Source organism: Streptomyces sp. S.PB5 (assembly GCF_030403745.1).
Lineage (GTDB): Bacteria > Actinomycetota > Actinomycetes > Streptomycetales > Streptomycetaceae > Streptomyces.
In genome coordinates, this window is sequence record NZ_JAQMWP010000028.1 from 1 (window position 1) to 14560 (window position 14560).

General features: G+C 69.8%; 15 protein-coding genes and 1 pseudogene. 8 read left to right on the top strand and 8 right to left on the bottom strand.

Translation table 11 applies throughout. The features are described from left to right. Window positions 1–109: 109 nt before the first annotated feature. The 3 genes from PH203_RS43990 to PH203_RS44000 form a co-directional block, all read right to left on the bottom strand. Entirely contained in the window at window positions 110–604 is a 495-nt protein-coding gene (locus PH203_RS43990) for a hypothetical protein (protein ID WP_289927958.1), read from the bottom strand. Between the two features lie 365 nt (window positions 605–969). Next, the gene (locus PH203_RS43995) at window positions 970–1308 is read right to left on the bottom strand and encodes a hypothetical protein (protein ID WP_289927959.1); all 339 of its coding nucleotides are present in this window, start codon (window positions 1306–1308) and stop codon (window positions 970–972) included. A 737-nt stretch (window positions 1309–2045) separates the two neighbouring features. After that, window positions 2046–2516, bottom strand: coding sequence for a hypothetical protein (locus tag PH203_RS44000; RefSeq protein ID WP_289927960.1), 471 nt, complete (start codon window positions 2514–2516; stop codon window positions 2046–2048). 182 nt (window positions 2517–2698) lie between these two features. Between PH203_RS44000 and PH203_RS44005 the strand changes: the two are divergent. Together PH203_RS44005 and PH203_RS44010 are read left to right on the top strand one after the other, a co-directional pair. Beyond that, window positions 2699–3094 (top strand): annotated as a pseudogene (locus tag PH203_RS44005) (tyrosine-type recombinase/integrase); the annotation flags it as partial. A gap of 14 nt (window positions 3095–3108) precedes the next feature. Next, a complete protein-coding gene (locus PH203_RS44010) occupies window positions 3109–3405 on the top strand; it encodes a ribosomal protein L7/L12 (RefSeq protein ID WP_289927961.1) in 297 nt (98 codons plus the stop codon). 92 nt (window positions 3406–3497) lie between these two features. Here the strand turns inward: PH203_RS44010 and PH203_RS44015 are convergent, their stop codons facing one another. After that, on the bottom strand, window positions 3498–4259 hold the full coding sequence (locus tag PH203_RS44015; protein ID WP_289927963.1) for a phosphoglyceromutase: 762 nt from the start codon (window positions 4257–4259) through the stop codon (window positions 3498–3500). A gap of 153 nt (window positions 4260–4412) precedes the next feature. On the opposite strand from PH203_RS44015, the gene PH203_RS44020 reads away from it, so the two are divergent. After that, the gene (locus tag PH203_RS44020) at window positions 4413–5687 is read left to right on the top strand and encodes an MFS transporter (RefSeq protein ID WP_289927965.1); all 1275 of its coding nucleotides are present in this window, start codon (window positions 4413–4415) and stop codon (window positions 5685–5687) included. A gap of 145 nt (window positions 5688–5832) precedes the next feature. On the opposite strand, the gene PH203_RS44025 is transcribed toward PH203_RS44020, so the two are convergent. Beyond that, window positions 5833–6057, bottom strand: a complete 225-nt coding sequence (locus PH203_RS44025) for a hypothetical protein (protein ID WP_289927967.1) — start codon at window positions 6055–6057, stop codon at window positions 5833–5835. A 342-nt stretch (window positions 6058–6399) separates the two neighbouring features. Beyond that, the gene (locus PH203_RS44030) at window positions 6400–6825 is read right to left on the bottom strand and encodes a DUF2000 domain-containing protein (RefSeq protein ID WP_289927968.1); all 426 of its coding nucleotides are present in this window, start codon (window positions 6823–6825) and stop codon (window positions 6400–6402) included. A 49-nt stretch (window positions 6826–6874) separates the two neighbouring features. Between PH203_RS44030 and PH203_RS44035 the strand changes: the two genes are divergently transcribed. Next, window positions 6875–7681 carry an AraC family transcriptional regulator gene (locus PH203_RS44035; protein ID WP_289927970.1) on the top strand — a complete coding sequence of 269 codons (807 nt, stop codon included), beginning with the start codon at window positions 6875–6877 and terminating at the stop codon, window positions 7679–7681. A gap of 98 nt (window positions 7682–7779) precedes the next feature. Then, entirely contained in the window at window positions 7780–8415 is a 636-nt protein-coding gene (locus tag PH203_RS44040; RefSeq protein ID WP_289927972.1) for an SAM-dependent methyltransferase, read from the top strand. A gap of 9 nt (window positions 8416–8424) precedes the next feature. On the opposite strand, the gene PH203_RS44045 is transcribed toward PH203_RS44040, so the two are convergent. Both PH203_RS44045 and mshA read right to left on the bottom strand, forming a co-directional pair. Next, window positions 8425–8934, bottom strand: a complete 510-nt coding sequence (locus PH203_RS44045) for a YbjN domain-containing protein (protein ID WP_289927973.1) — start codon at window positions 8932–8934, stop codon at window positions 8425–8427. Further along, entirely contained in the window at window positions 8927–10264 is a 1338-nt protein-coding gene (mshA, locus tag PH203_RS44050; RefSeq protein WP_289927974.1) for a D-inositol-3-phosphate glycosyltransferase, read from the bottom strand. Before mshA ends, PH203_RS44045 begins: the two co-directional genes overlap by 8 nt. A gap of 506 nt (window positions 10265–10770) precedes the next feature. Between mshA and PH203_RS44055 the strand changes: the two genes are divergently transcribed. From PH203_RS44055 to PH203_RS44065, 3 genes are all read left to right on the top strand, one after another. Beyond that, the gene (locus PH203_RS44055) at window positions 10771–11565 is read left to right on the top strand and encodes a class I SAM-dependent methyltransferase (RefSeq protein ID WP_289927976.1); all 795 of its coding nucleotides are present in this window, start codon (window positions 10771–10773) and stop codon (window positions 11563–11565) included. A 274-nt stretch (window positions 11566–11839) separates the two neighbouring features. Next, window positions 11840–12937 carry a C40 family peptidase gene (locus PH203_RS44060; protein ID WP_289927977.1) on the top strand — a complete coding sequence of 366 codons (1098 nt, stop codon included), beginning with the start codon at window positions 11840–11842 and terminating at the stop codon, window positions 12935–12937. Between the two features lie 309 nt (window positions 12938–13246). Further along, window positions 13247–14554 carry a response regulator gene (locus PH203_RS44065; protein ID WP_289927978.1) on the top strand — a complete coding sequence of 436 codons (1308 nt, stop codon included), beginning with the start codon at window positions 13247–13249 and terminating at the stop codon, window positions 14552–14554. The last annotated feature ends 6 nt before the right edge of the window (window positions 14555–14560 follow it).

Sequence of the window (14560 nt, forward strand, 5' to 3'; positions counted from 1 at the left end):
CGACGAACCCGCCCTGCCCACCGAACTCACCGCATAGCCTCAAAACCGAGATCACCGAGTGGCCGTCAATACACCACTTCGGCGGACGTGACCCCATGTGCGCCACTCCTCAACCGGCCTCGATGGCTGTGTCGTTGGCCTCTTGAGCCCTCTGGTGCGACCGCATCGCGGTTCGCAGAGCTTCGAGTTCGATTCGGGGAAACGGCCGGCCCCATTGGGCTTCGTAGTCTTCCTCGCCCTGCTCGTAGTCGATCCGGTCGAAGGCCCGGACGGTGGACCGTGCCAGCGTCGTGACGGTGTGGCGGCCTGACCAGAGAACTATCCCTGAGCTTTCCGGGGCTTGGGCGTCGTCGGCCAGAACTAGACGTGCATCGACCGCTGATCGGTCTCTGCGGAAGAACCACCGGTACACCTCTGGCTCCCCGTTGAACTCGGCGCGCGTTTCCTCGTCACCGAGGACGAGGCGGGCAACGGCGTAGAGGAACTCCTCGGGCGCATCGGTGATGTAGGAAGCGACGGCCTCTGCCTCACCGCGATCGTCCGACACCTTGATGTCGGCCCACCCGTGGCTGCACAGCTTCCAGGTGATCGCTAGAGACGACATCTCCCCTCCCCTGGGCGATTTTGTGGTCGTGAGCGCAGTGCTGCTGCTCTCTCAGCTGAGGAAGCGGCGAACGGCTGAACTGGGCGTTCACCTGACTCCCAGGTCTCAGCGCCCTTGGCCGCCTTCACCACTGCTCCCGGCTGTTCTTCGCTGTGTCTGGTCCGATTGTGGTGCGTCGGTCGCGTCCGGGCCTGGTGCCGTCGACTCGCCGGCTCCCCGTACAGATCAGCACGGAGACGCTCCTTGGCCGCTTCAAGGTGCCGGCCGTAGTCAGACACAGTTGGAAAGCGTGTTGGTGCGCAAAGGAGCTCGGCCCAGGACACCGCCATGAGACGGGAACTGAGACGGAAGCGCGCCCCTCAGCTTCAGGGCCTGAGCCGGTTCTCTTGAGGATCGAAGCAGATCAGCCCCATGGAGTGTGCGAGCGCCGCCGCATAGGTGGATGCCTCCTCAGCCATGCTCCACCGCGTCGGGAAGTAGATGAGCGGGCCGCGCGCTTCTCCGATCAACGGTCCCGTCGACCACGGGGAGGTGTCCTCCACGTCCTCGGTCAGGTCACACCACCGTGCCAGCAGCGCAGCGACGTATGCCGCTATGCGCTCGGTCGGTGAATGCTCCTCATCCGTGTCGACGTAGCGGTCATAGAGGTCCGTGAACGCTCGTCCGGCCGCCTTGTCGTCCGTCGGGCGCTCGCCTTCCCACACAGCCAAGTCGTAGCTCGTGCCCGGAGGCTCTCACACCGCACAGACAGGCTGGCCTTGCTGACGGAACGGGCAGGACTGGCCAGGGCGGCGCCTGCGCACGCCGAGTCTTGCGTGGCGCTCACCCGGTTGGCGGATCCTCACGAGCCCAGTCGAAGGGCATCGGCGCGTCCTGCGGGATCACCCAAGGGTGGGGGTAGGAAGCGTGACAACCGGTGCAGCGCGCGGCGAATGGACCGACCTCGGGGTTCGTGAGAACGCTGTAGTGGCTGGAGGGCTGAGCCGGAAGCATGTGCCCGTTCGCCGTCGTCTCCAAGCCGGGCCATGCCGGCGCGCATTGGCACGGGCGCTGTACCGCGAACGGGGCACCGTCAGGAGTCTTGGCTGTCCTCTTGAAGAGCTTGGCCAAGTTCTCGCTTATCGACACGGCAGTGGTCTCCCGTTCCCTGTTCCCGACTCTCGGGCCTCCAGACTGTAACCGAGGGTCGAGTTGAGTCAGTGGGCGCCGTTCTCCGGCCGAGGGATTACGCCCGCACTGGGGCACAGAGTTTGCGATCGAACCTCATCCTCATCATCCTCATCAGGTCGATCGAGGTGCACTCTCGACCGTGATGAAACGTCTGCTGAGACCTGGTCCGGCTGCCGCTGAGGTTCGACGTTGATCGGGCCGTACGCCCTTGTCGGTGTCAGCCGCTGGTGTCAGACGACCCAGGCGCCCTTGACATGAAGGGCAGTGTGGGTCAGGCCCGGGATACCAGCTCGATGGTCAACGGGGCCGCCGAGTCGAGGTCGATCGTGTCTCCGTCGTCCTCGGACAGGGCCTCGTCGGGATAGTCGGCGGGCACGACGCCCAGCATCGTGTGGGGGCGTGGAAGCCAGCCCACGTCCTGTGGAGGGTCGTAGCGGCCGATATCGATGATCCGCACCAGCGTCTCAGGTATGCCCACGAGGCAGCTGTCACCGACATGCAGATTCCACGGCTCGGGGGTGGTCTTGAACAGGCTCATGGTCCAGTCGGGGGAGTCGGGCGACACCGCGAAGGCTCGCTGGCCGTTCCACCTGAACTGAGATTCCGGATCGATCTGGGCCCATGGCCACTCGACCGAGGCGTAGGAACGAGACACGTGGGCCACTCGGGCCGGCGTCTGCGGGCAACTCACACGCAGGATGTCGCCGATCTGGAAGTCTTGATGCGGTTCGTTCTCGCCCATGTCATCCCTGTCGTCGTCCGCTCCGAGAGCTGCACGTTACCGATAGCCTCACCCACCACTCACCCCAGCTCCCATCCCGTCCGCCGTCGACCCACACACCGTGGAGCGGACGTGGTTCATGGCGTCCAGGTGGAGCGCGCCACTGTACGAACGACCTGGACGCCATGGGCCGCGTCTGCTCGGCTCTGCCTGCACCGCCGAAGGATGGCAAGCTCCGGGACGTACCGCTTCCCGGGCCGGTCGCGGATGCACTCCGGGCGCACATGAAGCGGTTCCCGCCGGTCGAGATCACCGAGGTGTGGAAGCGGGCGCTCTCTGCGGCCGGTGTCATCCCCGAACGGCAGCCAGGCGGGTCGTACGCCGAGTCTCGCGAGAACGGCATGCACGCGCTTCGGCACTTCTACGCCTCGGTGCTCCTCGACGCCGGGGAGAACATCAAGGCCCTCGCCGAGTACCTCGGCCACTCGGACCCGGGTCTGACCCTCCGCGTGTACGCACACCTCATGCCGTCCAGCCAGGAGCGCACCCGAAAAGCCGTGGCTGCCGTTTTCGAGGGCGCATACGCTCCCGTTCGCTGAGGCAGGAGGGCGAGATGTCGGACGAAGAGTCCACCGCGTACTACACGCTGCTCTGCGACGACCCGTCCCACGAGGTGGTGCTCGTCGACTGTGGGCCCCGCGAGATGGATGTGATCCTGGCGGTGCGAAAGGTGACCGGGCAGAGCTTGTGGCACAGCCGGGTCCTGGCGCGCCAAGCCCCCGTGACCCTCCTTGGGGGTCTGTCTGCGTACAGGGCCCAGTCCGCTGTCGCTGTGCTCCAGAGCGCCGGCGCCAGAGCGGAGTGGAGACAGGAGCCGGAGCCCGGAGAGCGCACGGCCCCATCGCCCTGACGGCCCGGAGACGGCCCGGAGGCAGCGAAAAGGGCAGCGAAAAGCCCCCTCCCGGCGGAGAAATCGCAGGCAGGGGGCTTTTCGGCGTCGCGTTACTTCTTCTTGCCCTGGTTCTTGACCGCCTCGATGGCCGCCGCGGCCGCCTCGGGGTCCAGGTAGGTGCCGCCCGGGTTCAGCGGCTTGAAGTTGGTGTCCAGTTCGTAGGACAGGGGGATGCCCGTGGGGATGTTCAGGCCCGCGATGTCGGCGTCGGAGATGCCGTCGAGGTGCTTGACCAGGGCGCGCAGGGAGTTGCCGTGGGCGGCGACGAGGACCGTGCGGCCTGCGAGGAGGTCGGGGACGATGCCGTCGTACCAGTACGGGAGCATGCGGATGACGACGTCCTTGAGGCACTCCGTGCGGGGGCGGAGCTCCGGCGGGATCGACGCGTAGCGCGGGTCGGCCGACTGGGAGAACTCCGTGCCGTCCTCGAGCGGGGGCGGCGGGGTGTCGTACGAGCGGCGCCACAGCATGAACTGCTCCTCGCCGAACTCGGCGAGGGTCTGGGCCTTGTCCTTGCCCTGGAGGGCGCCGTAGTGGCGCTCGTTGAGGCGCCAGCTGCGGTGGACCGGGATCCAGTGACGGTCCGCGGATTCGAGGGCCAGCTGGGCCGTGCGGATCGCGCGCTTCTGGAGGGACGTGTGGACCACGTCGGGGAGGAGGTCGGCGTCCTTCAGGAGTTCGCCACCGCGGACCGCCTCCTTCTCGCCCTTCTCGTTCAGATTGACGTCCACCCAGCCGGTGAACAGGTTCTTCGCGTTCCACTCGCTCTCGCCGTGGCGGAGGAGGATCAGCTTGTACGGTGCGTCGGCCATGCGTATGAGCGTAATCCACCCTCCTGATCGCTCGCGCCTCCGCTCGGCAGGCGGACGGTTGACCAGATCTGTTAATTGAGTGGCCCTCGGCGATGTCGGGTTTGTAAGTTGTGCCTGCCTTCAGCGACGCTTACATCTTCCGGGGGATCCACCATGTCACCAGCCACGTTGAGACGCGCCGTCCGGGAGTCCGTCTCCGGGCTCCCCCGCGAGTTCTGGTGGCTGTGGACCAGCACGCTCGTCAACCGGCTCGGCGCCTTCGTCGCCACCTTCATGGCGCTCTATCTGACCCTGGACCGCGGATACTCCGCCGCGTACGCCGGGCTCGTCGCCTCGCTCCACGGGCTCGGCGGGGTCGTCTCCTCCGTCGGGGCGGGAGTGATGACGGACCGGCTCGGGCGGCGGCCCACTCTTCTCGTCGCCCAGGCGTCCACCGCCGGCTCCGTCGCGCTGCTCGGGTTCATGCACCATCCCGTCGCGATCGCCGCCGTCGCCTTCCTCGTCGGCATGACCAGCAACGCCTCGCGGCCCGCCGTGCAGGCGATGATGGCCGACATCGTGCGGCCCGAGGACCGGGTGCGGGCCTTCTCGCTCAACTACTGGGCCATCAACCTCGGGTTCGCCATCTCCTCCATGGGCGCCGGGTTCATCGCCGAGTTCAGCTATCTCGCCGGGTTCCTCATCGAGGCCGCCATGACGGCCGTCTGCGCGGTGGTCATCTTCCTGAAGCTGCCCGAGTCGCGGCCCGAGCGCACACCCAGCGAGAAGGCGGCCCCGGAGGTCGGGCTCGGGACCGTGTTGCGCGACGGGCGGTTCATGGGCGTCGTAGGACTGTCCTTCCTCGTCGCCGTCGTCTTCCAGCAGGGGGCCGTCGGACTGCCGGTCGCCATGGGCGAGGCCGGGTTCACGGCCGCCGACTACGGCATGGCCATCGCCGTCAACGGTGTGCTGATCGTCGCGCTGCAGATCCCCGTCACCCGGTTCATCCAGCACCGCGATCCGCGCCGGCTGCTCGTCATCTCGTCCGTGCTCGCCGGATACGGCTTCGGACTGACCGCCTTCGCCGGTTCCATCGGCGTCTTCGCCCTCACCGTCTGCGTCTGGACCCTCGCCGAGATCGTCAACGCGCCCACCCAGACCAGTCTCGTCGTCCGGCTCTCCCCGACCCACGGCCGTGGCCGCTACCAGGGCATGTACACCCTGTCCTGGGCCGTCGCCTCCCTCGTCGCCCCGCTGATGTCCGGCCTGGTCATCGACCACTACGGCGCGGAGTGGCTGTGGGGGATGTGCGCGGTCGTCGGCACGGTCGCCGGCGTCGGGTACGCGGTGCTGATGCGGCGGCTCCCGGAGGAGGAACCGGCGTCCGCCGAGCCGGCCACCACCAGTACCACCACCGTCGGTACCAAGCCCGAGGTCAGCGCGGCCTGACGGCCGAACGGCGACAGGCCCTCTGCCCGCACGGAACTGCGGGCAGAGGGCCTGTCACGTGAGCAATGAGCGGTGAGCAGTGAGCAGTGAGCGCCGGGCGGAGCTCAGAAGCCCAGGGCCCTACAACAGGGCCCAGAGCCCAGGCTCAGAAGCCGACCGTCACGCCGACCTGGCTGGGCAGCGCGGCGAGCGTGCCGTCCAGGGTGCCCAGGGCCGTGGCCTTGACCGAGTCGAGCTGGGCCAGCACGTCGGCGCTGCTGAGCGTGGTGTCACCGGCGGTGACGGTGACCTGCGGCGACACACCACCGGAGACGGCATCGAGGTCGGCGTCGGAGATCTCGAGGGTCTGGACCTGGGGAGCGGAGTTCATGGGGAAACTGCCCTTCGCATGGGGTGCACAGCACAGGGGGGACCGCCCCGCGGGGACAGCTGAGAGCAGCTGACGGGGCTCGGTGCGCAGGATCAAACCACGGAGCGTGCCCGGCATCCAGTGCGGCACCGCTCGTGGCAGGGCAGTTGAGCGGGGCTGCGAGCGAACCATGGGGGAACGCACACGAATTGGGGCCGGGTTCTCTACACACCGGCACACACCGGTACACCACAGGAAACCGACAGCCGCCGGCCAGGGTCGCCCCGGTGTCCGCGAACGGGACACTTCCGCATCAACAGCCCCCGCCCGCCCCACGGTTGCGCATGCCCTGTGCAGATTCCGTCACGGATGCATCCGCGCCCCCTTCAGCACCTTGTCCACGGCGTTGCGCGGGCCGTGCACGGCGATCCCCACGAGGTCCAGCTCCGCGGTCCCCACAGCCCGTACCGCCGCCCGGTTGTCGCGGTCGTTGCCCGTCGAGAACAGGTCGCTCGTGAACACCGCGCGCGGGAGCGCACGGGACAGCACGCGCGCGTGCGCCGCCTTCAGCGTCTCCTTCGTGCCCTCGAACACCAGCACCGGCTGGCGCAGCATCGGCAGATAGGGCACACCGTCGGCGTCCTCGTACGGCTCCCCGATCACCTCGGGAGCCGCGGTGCCGAGGCCGCTGACCAGGAACGCGGTGACGTTCAGGCGCTGCCAGGTCTCCAGGTCCTCGCGCAGCAGGACGGCGATCTTCGTGTCGAAACGGATGGGTGCGTCGCTCATGCCACGAGACTGCCGGGCGGCGTACGACACCGTCTTGTACGTTCTTTGCATGGCGGCCAAACCAGCGGCCCGGCAGAGCGTCTCGGCCTGGCGCCCCGCCGTTCCGGGCGTCGTGGAGGTCTTCCACGCGCATTTCACCGGGTACGAGTATCCGATGCACGTCCATGAGGCGTGGACGCTGCTCATCGTGGACGACGGCGCCGTACGGTACGACCTCGACCGGCATGAGCACGGCACCCCGCACGACACGGTCTCCCTGCTGCCGCCGCACGTCCCGCACAACGGCTCCCCCGCCACGCCGGACGGTTTCCGCAAGCGGGTCATCTACCTCGACACCTCTCTGCTGGGCGAGGAGCTCGTCGGGTCCGCCGTCGACACCCCCGATCTGCGGGACCCGTTGCTGCGGCAGCGCGTCGGGCAGCTGCACCAGGCCCTCGGCCATGCCGGCGACGAGTTGGAGGCGGCGAGCAGACTGACGTTCATCGGGGAGCGGCTCACCGGCCTGCTGCGGCCGCACCTTGTCACCGAGGTCCCGCGCACCGATCCCGCGCTCGCCCGTCGGCTGCGGGAGTTGCTCGACGAGCGGGTGGTGGAGGGCGTCTCGCTGGAGGAGGCCGCCGCGCTCCTGCATGCCCATCCGGCGCATCTGGTACGGGCGTTCAGCACCGCGTACGGCATCGCGCCGCACCAGTACCTGAACTCCCGCCGCGTCGACCGGGCCCGGCGACTGCTGCTCGACGGGCGCCGGCCGGGAGAGGTCGCGGTGGCGGCCGGGTTCTTCGACCAGTCCCATCTCACGCGGCACTTCCGGAAGTTGGTGGGGGTCACTCCGGGACGGTTCGCGAAGTACCCGTAAGAGCGGGTATGGGCGGGGCGGTTCGCGAAGTACCCGTAAAGCGGAAGTCCCCGTAAAGCGGGTGAGGGCGGGGCGGTTCGCGATCTACCGTCGCCGGCATGGACTGGCACGCGTGGCACGACACGTACGACTCCCCCGGCTCCTGGCTCGGCCGGCGCCTCGCGCTCGTGCAGGAGCGGGTGCGGCTCGCCCTCGACGAGGCCCCGCCCGGCCCGCTCACCGCCGTCAGCCTCTGCGCGGGTCAGGGTCGGGACCTGATCGACGTACTCGTCGGTCATCCGCGGCGGGACGACGTACGGGCGCGGCTGGTGGAGCTGGACGAGCGGAACGTGGCGGCGGCCAGGGCGGCGGTGGCCGGGCTGCCCGGGGTCGAGGTCGTCGCCGGGGACGCCTCGTGGAGCGACCGGTACGTCGGTCTCGTACCGGCTGATCTTGTGCTGATCTGCGGGATCCTCGGGAATGTCACCGACGCCGATGTCGAGCGGCTGCTGGATCACTGCACGCGGCTGTGCCGTACGGGCGGGACGGTGGTGTGGACGCGGAGCCGGCACATCGAGCCGGATCTGGTGCCGCAGGTGTGTGCGTGGCTGGAGGAGCGGGGGTTCGAGCGGGTGTGGGTGTCCGACCCGGAGCTGGGGTTCGGGGTGGGGGCGCATCGGTTCGGCGGTGAGCCGCGGCCCCTGCTGCCTGGGGAGCAGATGTTCGAGTTCGTGGGGTACGACGTGCTGCGCTGAGGCTCGTCGTCACCGCTCGCGCTGCGTCAGATGCGCGAACGCGTCCAGGTTGCGGGTCGATTCGCCGCGGGAGACGCGCCACTCGTACTCCTTGCGGATGGCGCTCGCGAAGCCGAGTTCGAGGAGGGTGTTGAAGCTGCCGTCCGCCGCTTCCAGGGTCTGGCCGAGGAGGCGGTCGATCTCGTCGGGGGTGACGGCGGCGAGGGGGAGCTTCGCGGTGACGTAGACGTCGCCGAGCTGGTCGACGGCGTAACTCACGCCGTACAGCTTGAGGTTGCGCTCCAGGAGCCAGCGGTGGACGCCTTGTTCGTTCTCGTCGGGGTGGCGGATGACGAAGGCGTTGAGGGAGAGGGAGTGGCGGCCGACGAGGAGGGAGACGGTCGTCTTGAGTTTGCGGGTGCCGGGGAGCTGGACGACGTAGTTGCCGGGGGCGGGGCTCTCCCACTCCAGGTCGTTGTCCGTCAGGACGGACTCGATGACCTGTGCGGTCCTCTGCGCATCGGCCGGTGCTTCACCCATGGTGGGAGCGTACGCGACGGCGGTGCGCCTGCAGCGCGGCCGTGTAGACGTCGGCCGTCGCCGCCGCCGCGGTGTCCCAGCCGAAGTTCTGGGCGTGGCGGGCGGCGGCCTCGCCCATGCGGGGGGCGAGGTCCGGGTCGTCGGCGAGGTCGCGGAGCACGCGCGCGTAGTCGGCGGGGTTGTGGCCCCGTACGAGGAAGCCCGTCTGCTGGTCGCGGACGGCCACCGGGAGACCGCCGACCGCTGCCGCGAGGACGGGGGTGCCGGCCGCCTGGGCCTCTATCGCCACCAGGCCGAAGGACTCGCTGTAGGAGGGCATGACGAGTACGGACGCCGCCCTGAACCAGTCCGCGAGCTGGTCCTGGCCCACGGGCGGGCGGAAGCGTACGACGTCGGTGATGCCGAGCCTCGCCGCCAGCTTCTGCAGGCCCTCGGGCTTGGCGAGACCGCTGCCGCTGGGGCCGCCGACGATGGGGACGACGAGACGGGAGCGGAGTTCCGGGCGCTCGTCGAGAAGGACGGCGACGGCCCGGAGGAGGACGTCCGGGGCCTTCAGGGGCTGGATGCGGCCCGCGAAGACGGGGATCAGGGCGTCCTGAGGGAGGCCGAGGCGGGCGCGGGCGGCTGCGCGGCCGTCTGCCGGGGAGAAGCGGTCGAGGTTGACGCCGGGGTGGACGACGGCGACCTTGGCGGGGTCGGCGTGGTAGTGGCGTACGAGTTCGTCGGCCTCCTCGGCGGTGTTGGCGATGAGGCGGTCGGCGGCGTCGACGATCTGCGTCTCGCCGATGACCCGGGCGGCGGGTTCCGGGGTGTCGCCGTCGGCGAGGTTGGCGTTCTTGACCTTGGCCATGGTGTGCATGGCGTGGACCAGGGGGACGCCCCAGCGCTGGGCCGCGAGCCAGCCGACGTGGCCGGAGAGCCAGTAGTGGGAGTGGACGAGGTCGTAGTAGCCGGGGCGGTGGCCGGCCCATGCCTGCATGACACCGTGGGTGAAGGCGCAGAGCTGGGCGGGGAGGTCCTCCTTGGCGAGGCCCTCGTAGGGGCCGGCGTCGACGTGGCGGACCAGTACGCCGGGGGCCAGCTGGACGGCGGGTTCCAGGGCGGCGGTCGTGGCTCGGGTGAAGATCTCCACCTCGATACCGATGGCGGCGAGGCGCTGCGCCAGCTCGACGATGTATACGTTCATGCCGCCCGCGTCGCCGGTGCCGGGCTGGTGGAGGGGGGACGTGTGCACGGAGAGCATCGCGATCCGGCGGGGCCGGCGGTGGAGCCTGAGCCGCGGGGGCGTGGCCGGGGAGCGTCGCCCGAGCCTGCTGACGTACTGGCTCACGTGGCGGTCCTCCTTGCTGCGGGCATGCCTGACGGAGGGTGTGGGGCGCCCTCCAAGGGGGTGCAACATCGGTGGGGCGGGTTCCCATTCCGGGCGGGGTGATTTTTGCCAGAGCATTACCGGGTGTCGCTCAACTGTTCGGGGCCGGGATGCGTCCGGAGTCGACCGCCCGGAGCCAGGCTGGGACACAGGCCCGGAGCTGAATACCCGACCCGAGACCAGAAGCCCGGCCCAGGGGTGGAGGCCCGGTCCGGGGTCGGAGGATCAGCCCAGGGGCGGAGGATCAGCCCGGAGTCAGAGGCCCGGTCCGAGGGCGAGGACCAGCTGGGGGGGCGGAGGACCGACCCGAGGGCGAACCACCCCCAGGGCCAGGCCGGAACACAGGCCCGGAACCGGACACCCGGCCCAGGGCCGGAAGCCCGGACCGACGTCAGAAGCCCGGCCCGAGATCACCCCCCGGCCCCGGACCGCCCAGCCTCGGGCTGCCGCCGCATACCCTCATAGGTATGACATCCCGCGCCACCTCCCGCCCCGTGGGCACGGTCACGCGCGGGACCACCAATCCCAACCGGCTGCGGCGGATGGACCGGTGGATCGCGGCGACGCACGGCGCGGAGCTGCGGCGGGCCGGGGAGCCCGTCGCCGTCGATCTCGGGTACGGGGCCGCGCCCTGGACCGCCGTCGAGCTGCTCGCGCGGCTGCGGACCGTCGCTCCACGCGCGCGTGTCGTCGGTGTGGAGATCGAGCCCGCGCGCGTGGCGGCTGCGAAGCCGTACGAGCGGGAGGGGCTGGAGTTCCGGCACGGCGGCTTCGAGATCCCGGTGCCGCAGCGGCCGGCGCTGATCCGGGCCGCGAATGTGCTGCGCCAGTACGACGAGGGCGAGGTCGCCGAGGTCTGGGCGCGGCTGTGTGCGCGGCTCGCGCCGGGCGGGCTGCTGGTCGAGGGGACCTGCGACGAGATCGGGCGCCGGCATGTGTGGGTCGCGCTGGGGGCGGAGGGGCCACGGACCGTCACCTTCGCCACCCGGCTGGGGTCGTTGGAGCGGCCGTCGGATCTTGCTGAGCGGCTGCCCAAGGCGCTGATCCACCGGAACGTTCCCGGTGAGCCAGTGCACACCTTTCTGCGGGACTTCGACCGCGCCTGGGCCGCCGCCGCTCCCTACGCCTCGTACGGCGCCCGCCAGCGCTGGATCCGTGCGGTGCGGGACCTGCGGGGCGACTGGCCGGTCGTGGACGGGCCGGGGCGGTGGCGGCAGGGGGAAGTGACCGTGGCGTGGGGGGCGTTGGCGCCGCGCGGCTGAACTTGCCTGAGCCTCTGACCTGCCCGACCTCTTACCTGTCCGCACCCGTACCTTGCCCGCGTCCCTGACTTGCCCGTACCCCTGACCTGCCCGTACCCCTGACCTGCAGGGAACGATCTCCAAGAGTCGTTCGTCACAAAGGTGGGGAGATCGTCATGAGGCGGACCGATCAAGGGGAGGGATGTACTGCCTCTGTCGTTTTCTGTCACGACATGGCACGATCCCCCAGACGTCCGTAAGTTACTGACGGTAAATCAGCTTTGGGGGCAGAGGTATGGGTGCGGGCAAGCGCGGGCTGCTGACAGCTGCCGTGACCGTCGTCTGCGCGGTCACCGTGCTGGCGGCGCCCGGTACGGCGTTCGCGGCACCGAAGCCCACCCCGTCACCCTCGGCATCCGCCACCGCATCCGCATCCGCAACTGCCACCGCCGGGACCGACAAGGACCTTGAGGACGTACGCAAGCGGCTGGACGACCTCTATCACGCCGCCGCCGTCGCCACCGACGAGTACAACGCCGCCGAGGAAGCCGCCGACCAGCAGTCGGCCGCGATCGTGGCGTTGGCGAAGAAGATCGTCAAGGGACAGGAGCGGCTCGCCCAGTTGAAGAGGCGGGCGGGTGCGGCGGCCGCCGCCCAGTACCGCACCGGTGGACTGCCCGACGAGGCACAGCTGATGCTCAGCGACGACCCGCAGGAGTTCCTCGACGGGACGGGCCGGGTGCTGCAGGGACAGCGCGCCACCAAGGGGCTCATCGAGGAAATGACCCGCACCCAGCAGGACTTGGAGCAGTACGCCAGGGACGCCTCCGCGCAGTGGGACAAGCTGGAGGCCAATCGCAAGACCAAGGCCACCGCCAAGAAGAAGATCAAGAAGCAGATCGCCGCCGCCGAAGAGCTCGAGTCCAAGCTGGAGAAGGAGGAGAAGGAGCGGCTCGCCCGGCTGGAGCAGGAGGCCACCTACAAGGCGCAGACCGCCTGGCTGGACTCGGGAATTCTCGACGAGATCAACGGCAAGGCGTCCGCGCAGGGCAAGAAGGCCGTCGAGTACGCCACCGCACAGATCGGCCTGCCGTACGAGTGGGGCGCGGAGGGGCCGGGGTCGTTCGACTGCTCGGGGCTCACCTCGCAGGCCTGGGCCAGTGCCGGGCAGGCCATTCCGCGTACCTCGCAGCAGCAGTGGAAGCAGCTGCAGCGGGTGGACGTAAAGGACATGCGGCCCGGCGACCTCATCATCTACAACTCCGATGCCAGCCATGTCGCGATGTACATAGGCGACGGCGCGATCGTGCACGCGCCGCGGCCGGGGCGGACGGTGACGATCGCGGGGGCCGGTTCGATGAAGATCCTGGCGGTCGTGCGACCGGACGCCTGAGACGGCCATGGGCGGTTGAGACGGCCGCGGGTGATTGAGACGGTCGCGGGTGGTTGAGACCGGGGTCACGTGACGCAGGGCACCCCGGGCGTCGGATAAACCCGCCGCGGACGTGACGTTCGTCATTCCCGCACCTCGGGCGGGGTGTCCAACTGCGGTAGGGAACGCGGCATATGACAGCGGCCGCCTGCCGAGAGGGGTGCCGTACACCATTCCGCTGCGGCGCCGAGTACCGCTATGGTCCCCGTCGGTGGGTCGAGGTCCCTCGTACCCGCCATGCCCTCGGGGGGAGGGAAGGAACCCAAGACGATGCCCGTACCCGTACCGCGGCAGAGAGCGATCCCGGCCGTGGAAGGTGGTCAGGCGCAGGCCGCTACCGCAGTCGGCGGCCCTTCATCAAGGGAAGAGGCCCCGCGCAAGGACGTCACGGCCGAGAAGAACAACGGCACCCATCTGACGCTGCTGGTGATCGAGGACGATCCCGGCGGCTCCACGGTCCTGCCCGAGCTCCTCGACTCGGCCGGCAACCCCGTCCGCGTCCGCACCGCCCGCAACCTCACCGAGGCCGAGCGGCTGCTCACCGACGACGTCCACTGCATCCTGCTGGACCTCGCCCTGCCCGTCCCCGTACGCGGAGCCGCCGACGACGAGCTGGCCGTGCTCAAGCACGTCCTCGAACTCGCGCCCCGGCACGCCGTACTCGCCCTCACCGCCTCCGGCGACGCCGAGCGCGGGACGGAGGCGGTGCGCGTGGGCGCGCAGGACTATCTCTTCCGGGACGAACTGGACGGGCGGCTGCTGAGCCGGGCGATCCGGTACGCCGTCGAGAGGAAACGTTCCGACACCGCTGAGCGGCGGCTCGCCGAGAAGCGGGTGCAGGCTCAGGAGAACCGGCGGCTTGAGCGCGGGCTGCTGCCCACACCGCTGCTGGAGGGATCCCCGCTGCGGTTCGCCGCGCGATACCGGCCCGGGCGCTCGCGTGCGCTGCTCGGCGGTGACTTCTACGACGTCGTACGGACCCCGGACGGCACCGTGCACGCCATGATCGGCGACGTCTGCGGGCACGGGCCCGACGAGGCGGCGCTCGGCGTGGAGCTGCGGATCGCCTGGCGGGCGCTGACCCTCGCGGGGCTGTGCGGGGACGAGCTGCTGGGCACGTTGCAGCAGGTCCTCGAGCACGAGCGGTCCGACGAGGAGATCTTCGCGACGCTCTGCACGGTCGACATCGCGCCGGACGGGCGTCGCGCGGGGCTGTGCCTCGCCGGGCACCCGGCCCCGCTCGTGGCCCGGCCCGGACGGCCGGCCCGGCTCCTGCCGTACGACAACAACGGGCCGGCTCTCGGGCTGCTGCCCGGTGCGCGGTGGCCCCGTATGCAGGTCGACCTCGGACGGGAGTGGAGCCTGATGCTCTACACCGACGGGCTGATCGAGGGACGGATCGGCTCGGGCGGGGAGCGGCTCGGTCAGGACGGCATGGTGGAGATGATCCGCCGTCAGCTCGCCGAGGGGCTGAGCGGCGAGGCGCTGCTGCGGGCGGCCGTCAGTGAGGTACGGGAGCTGAACGGCGGCGAGCTGACGGACGACGTGGCTGTGCTGCTGCTGGACCGGCTGCCGTAGACGGAC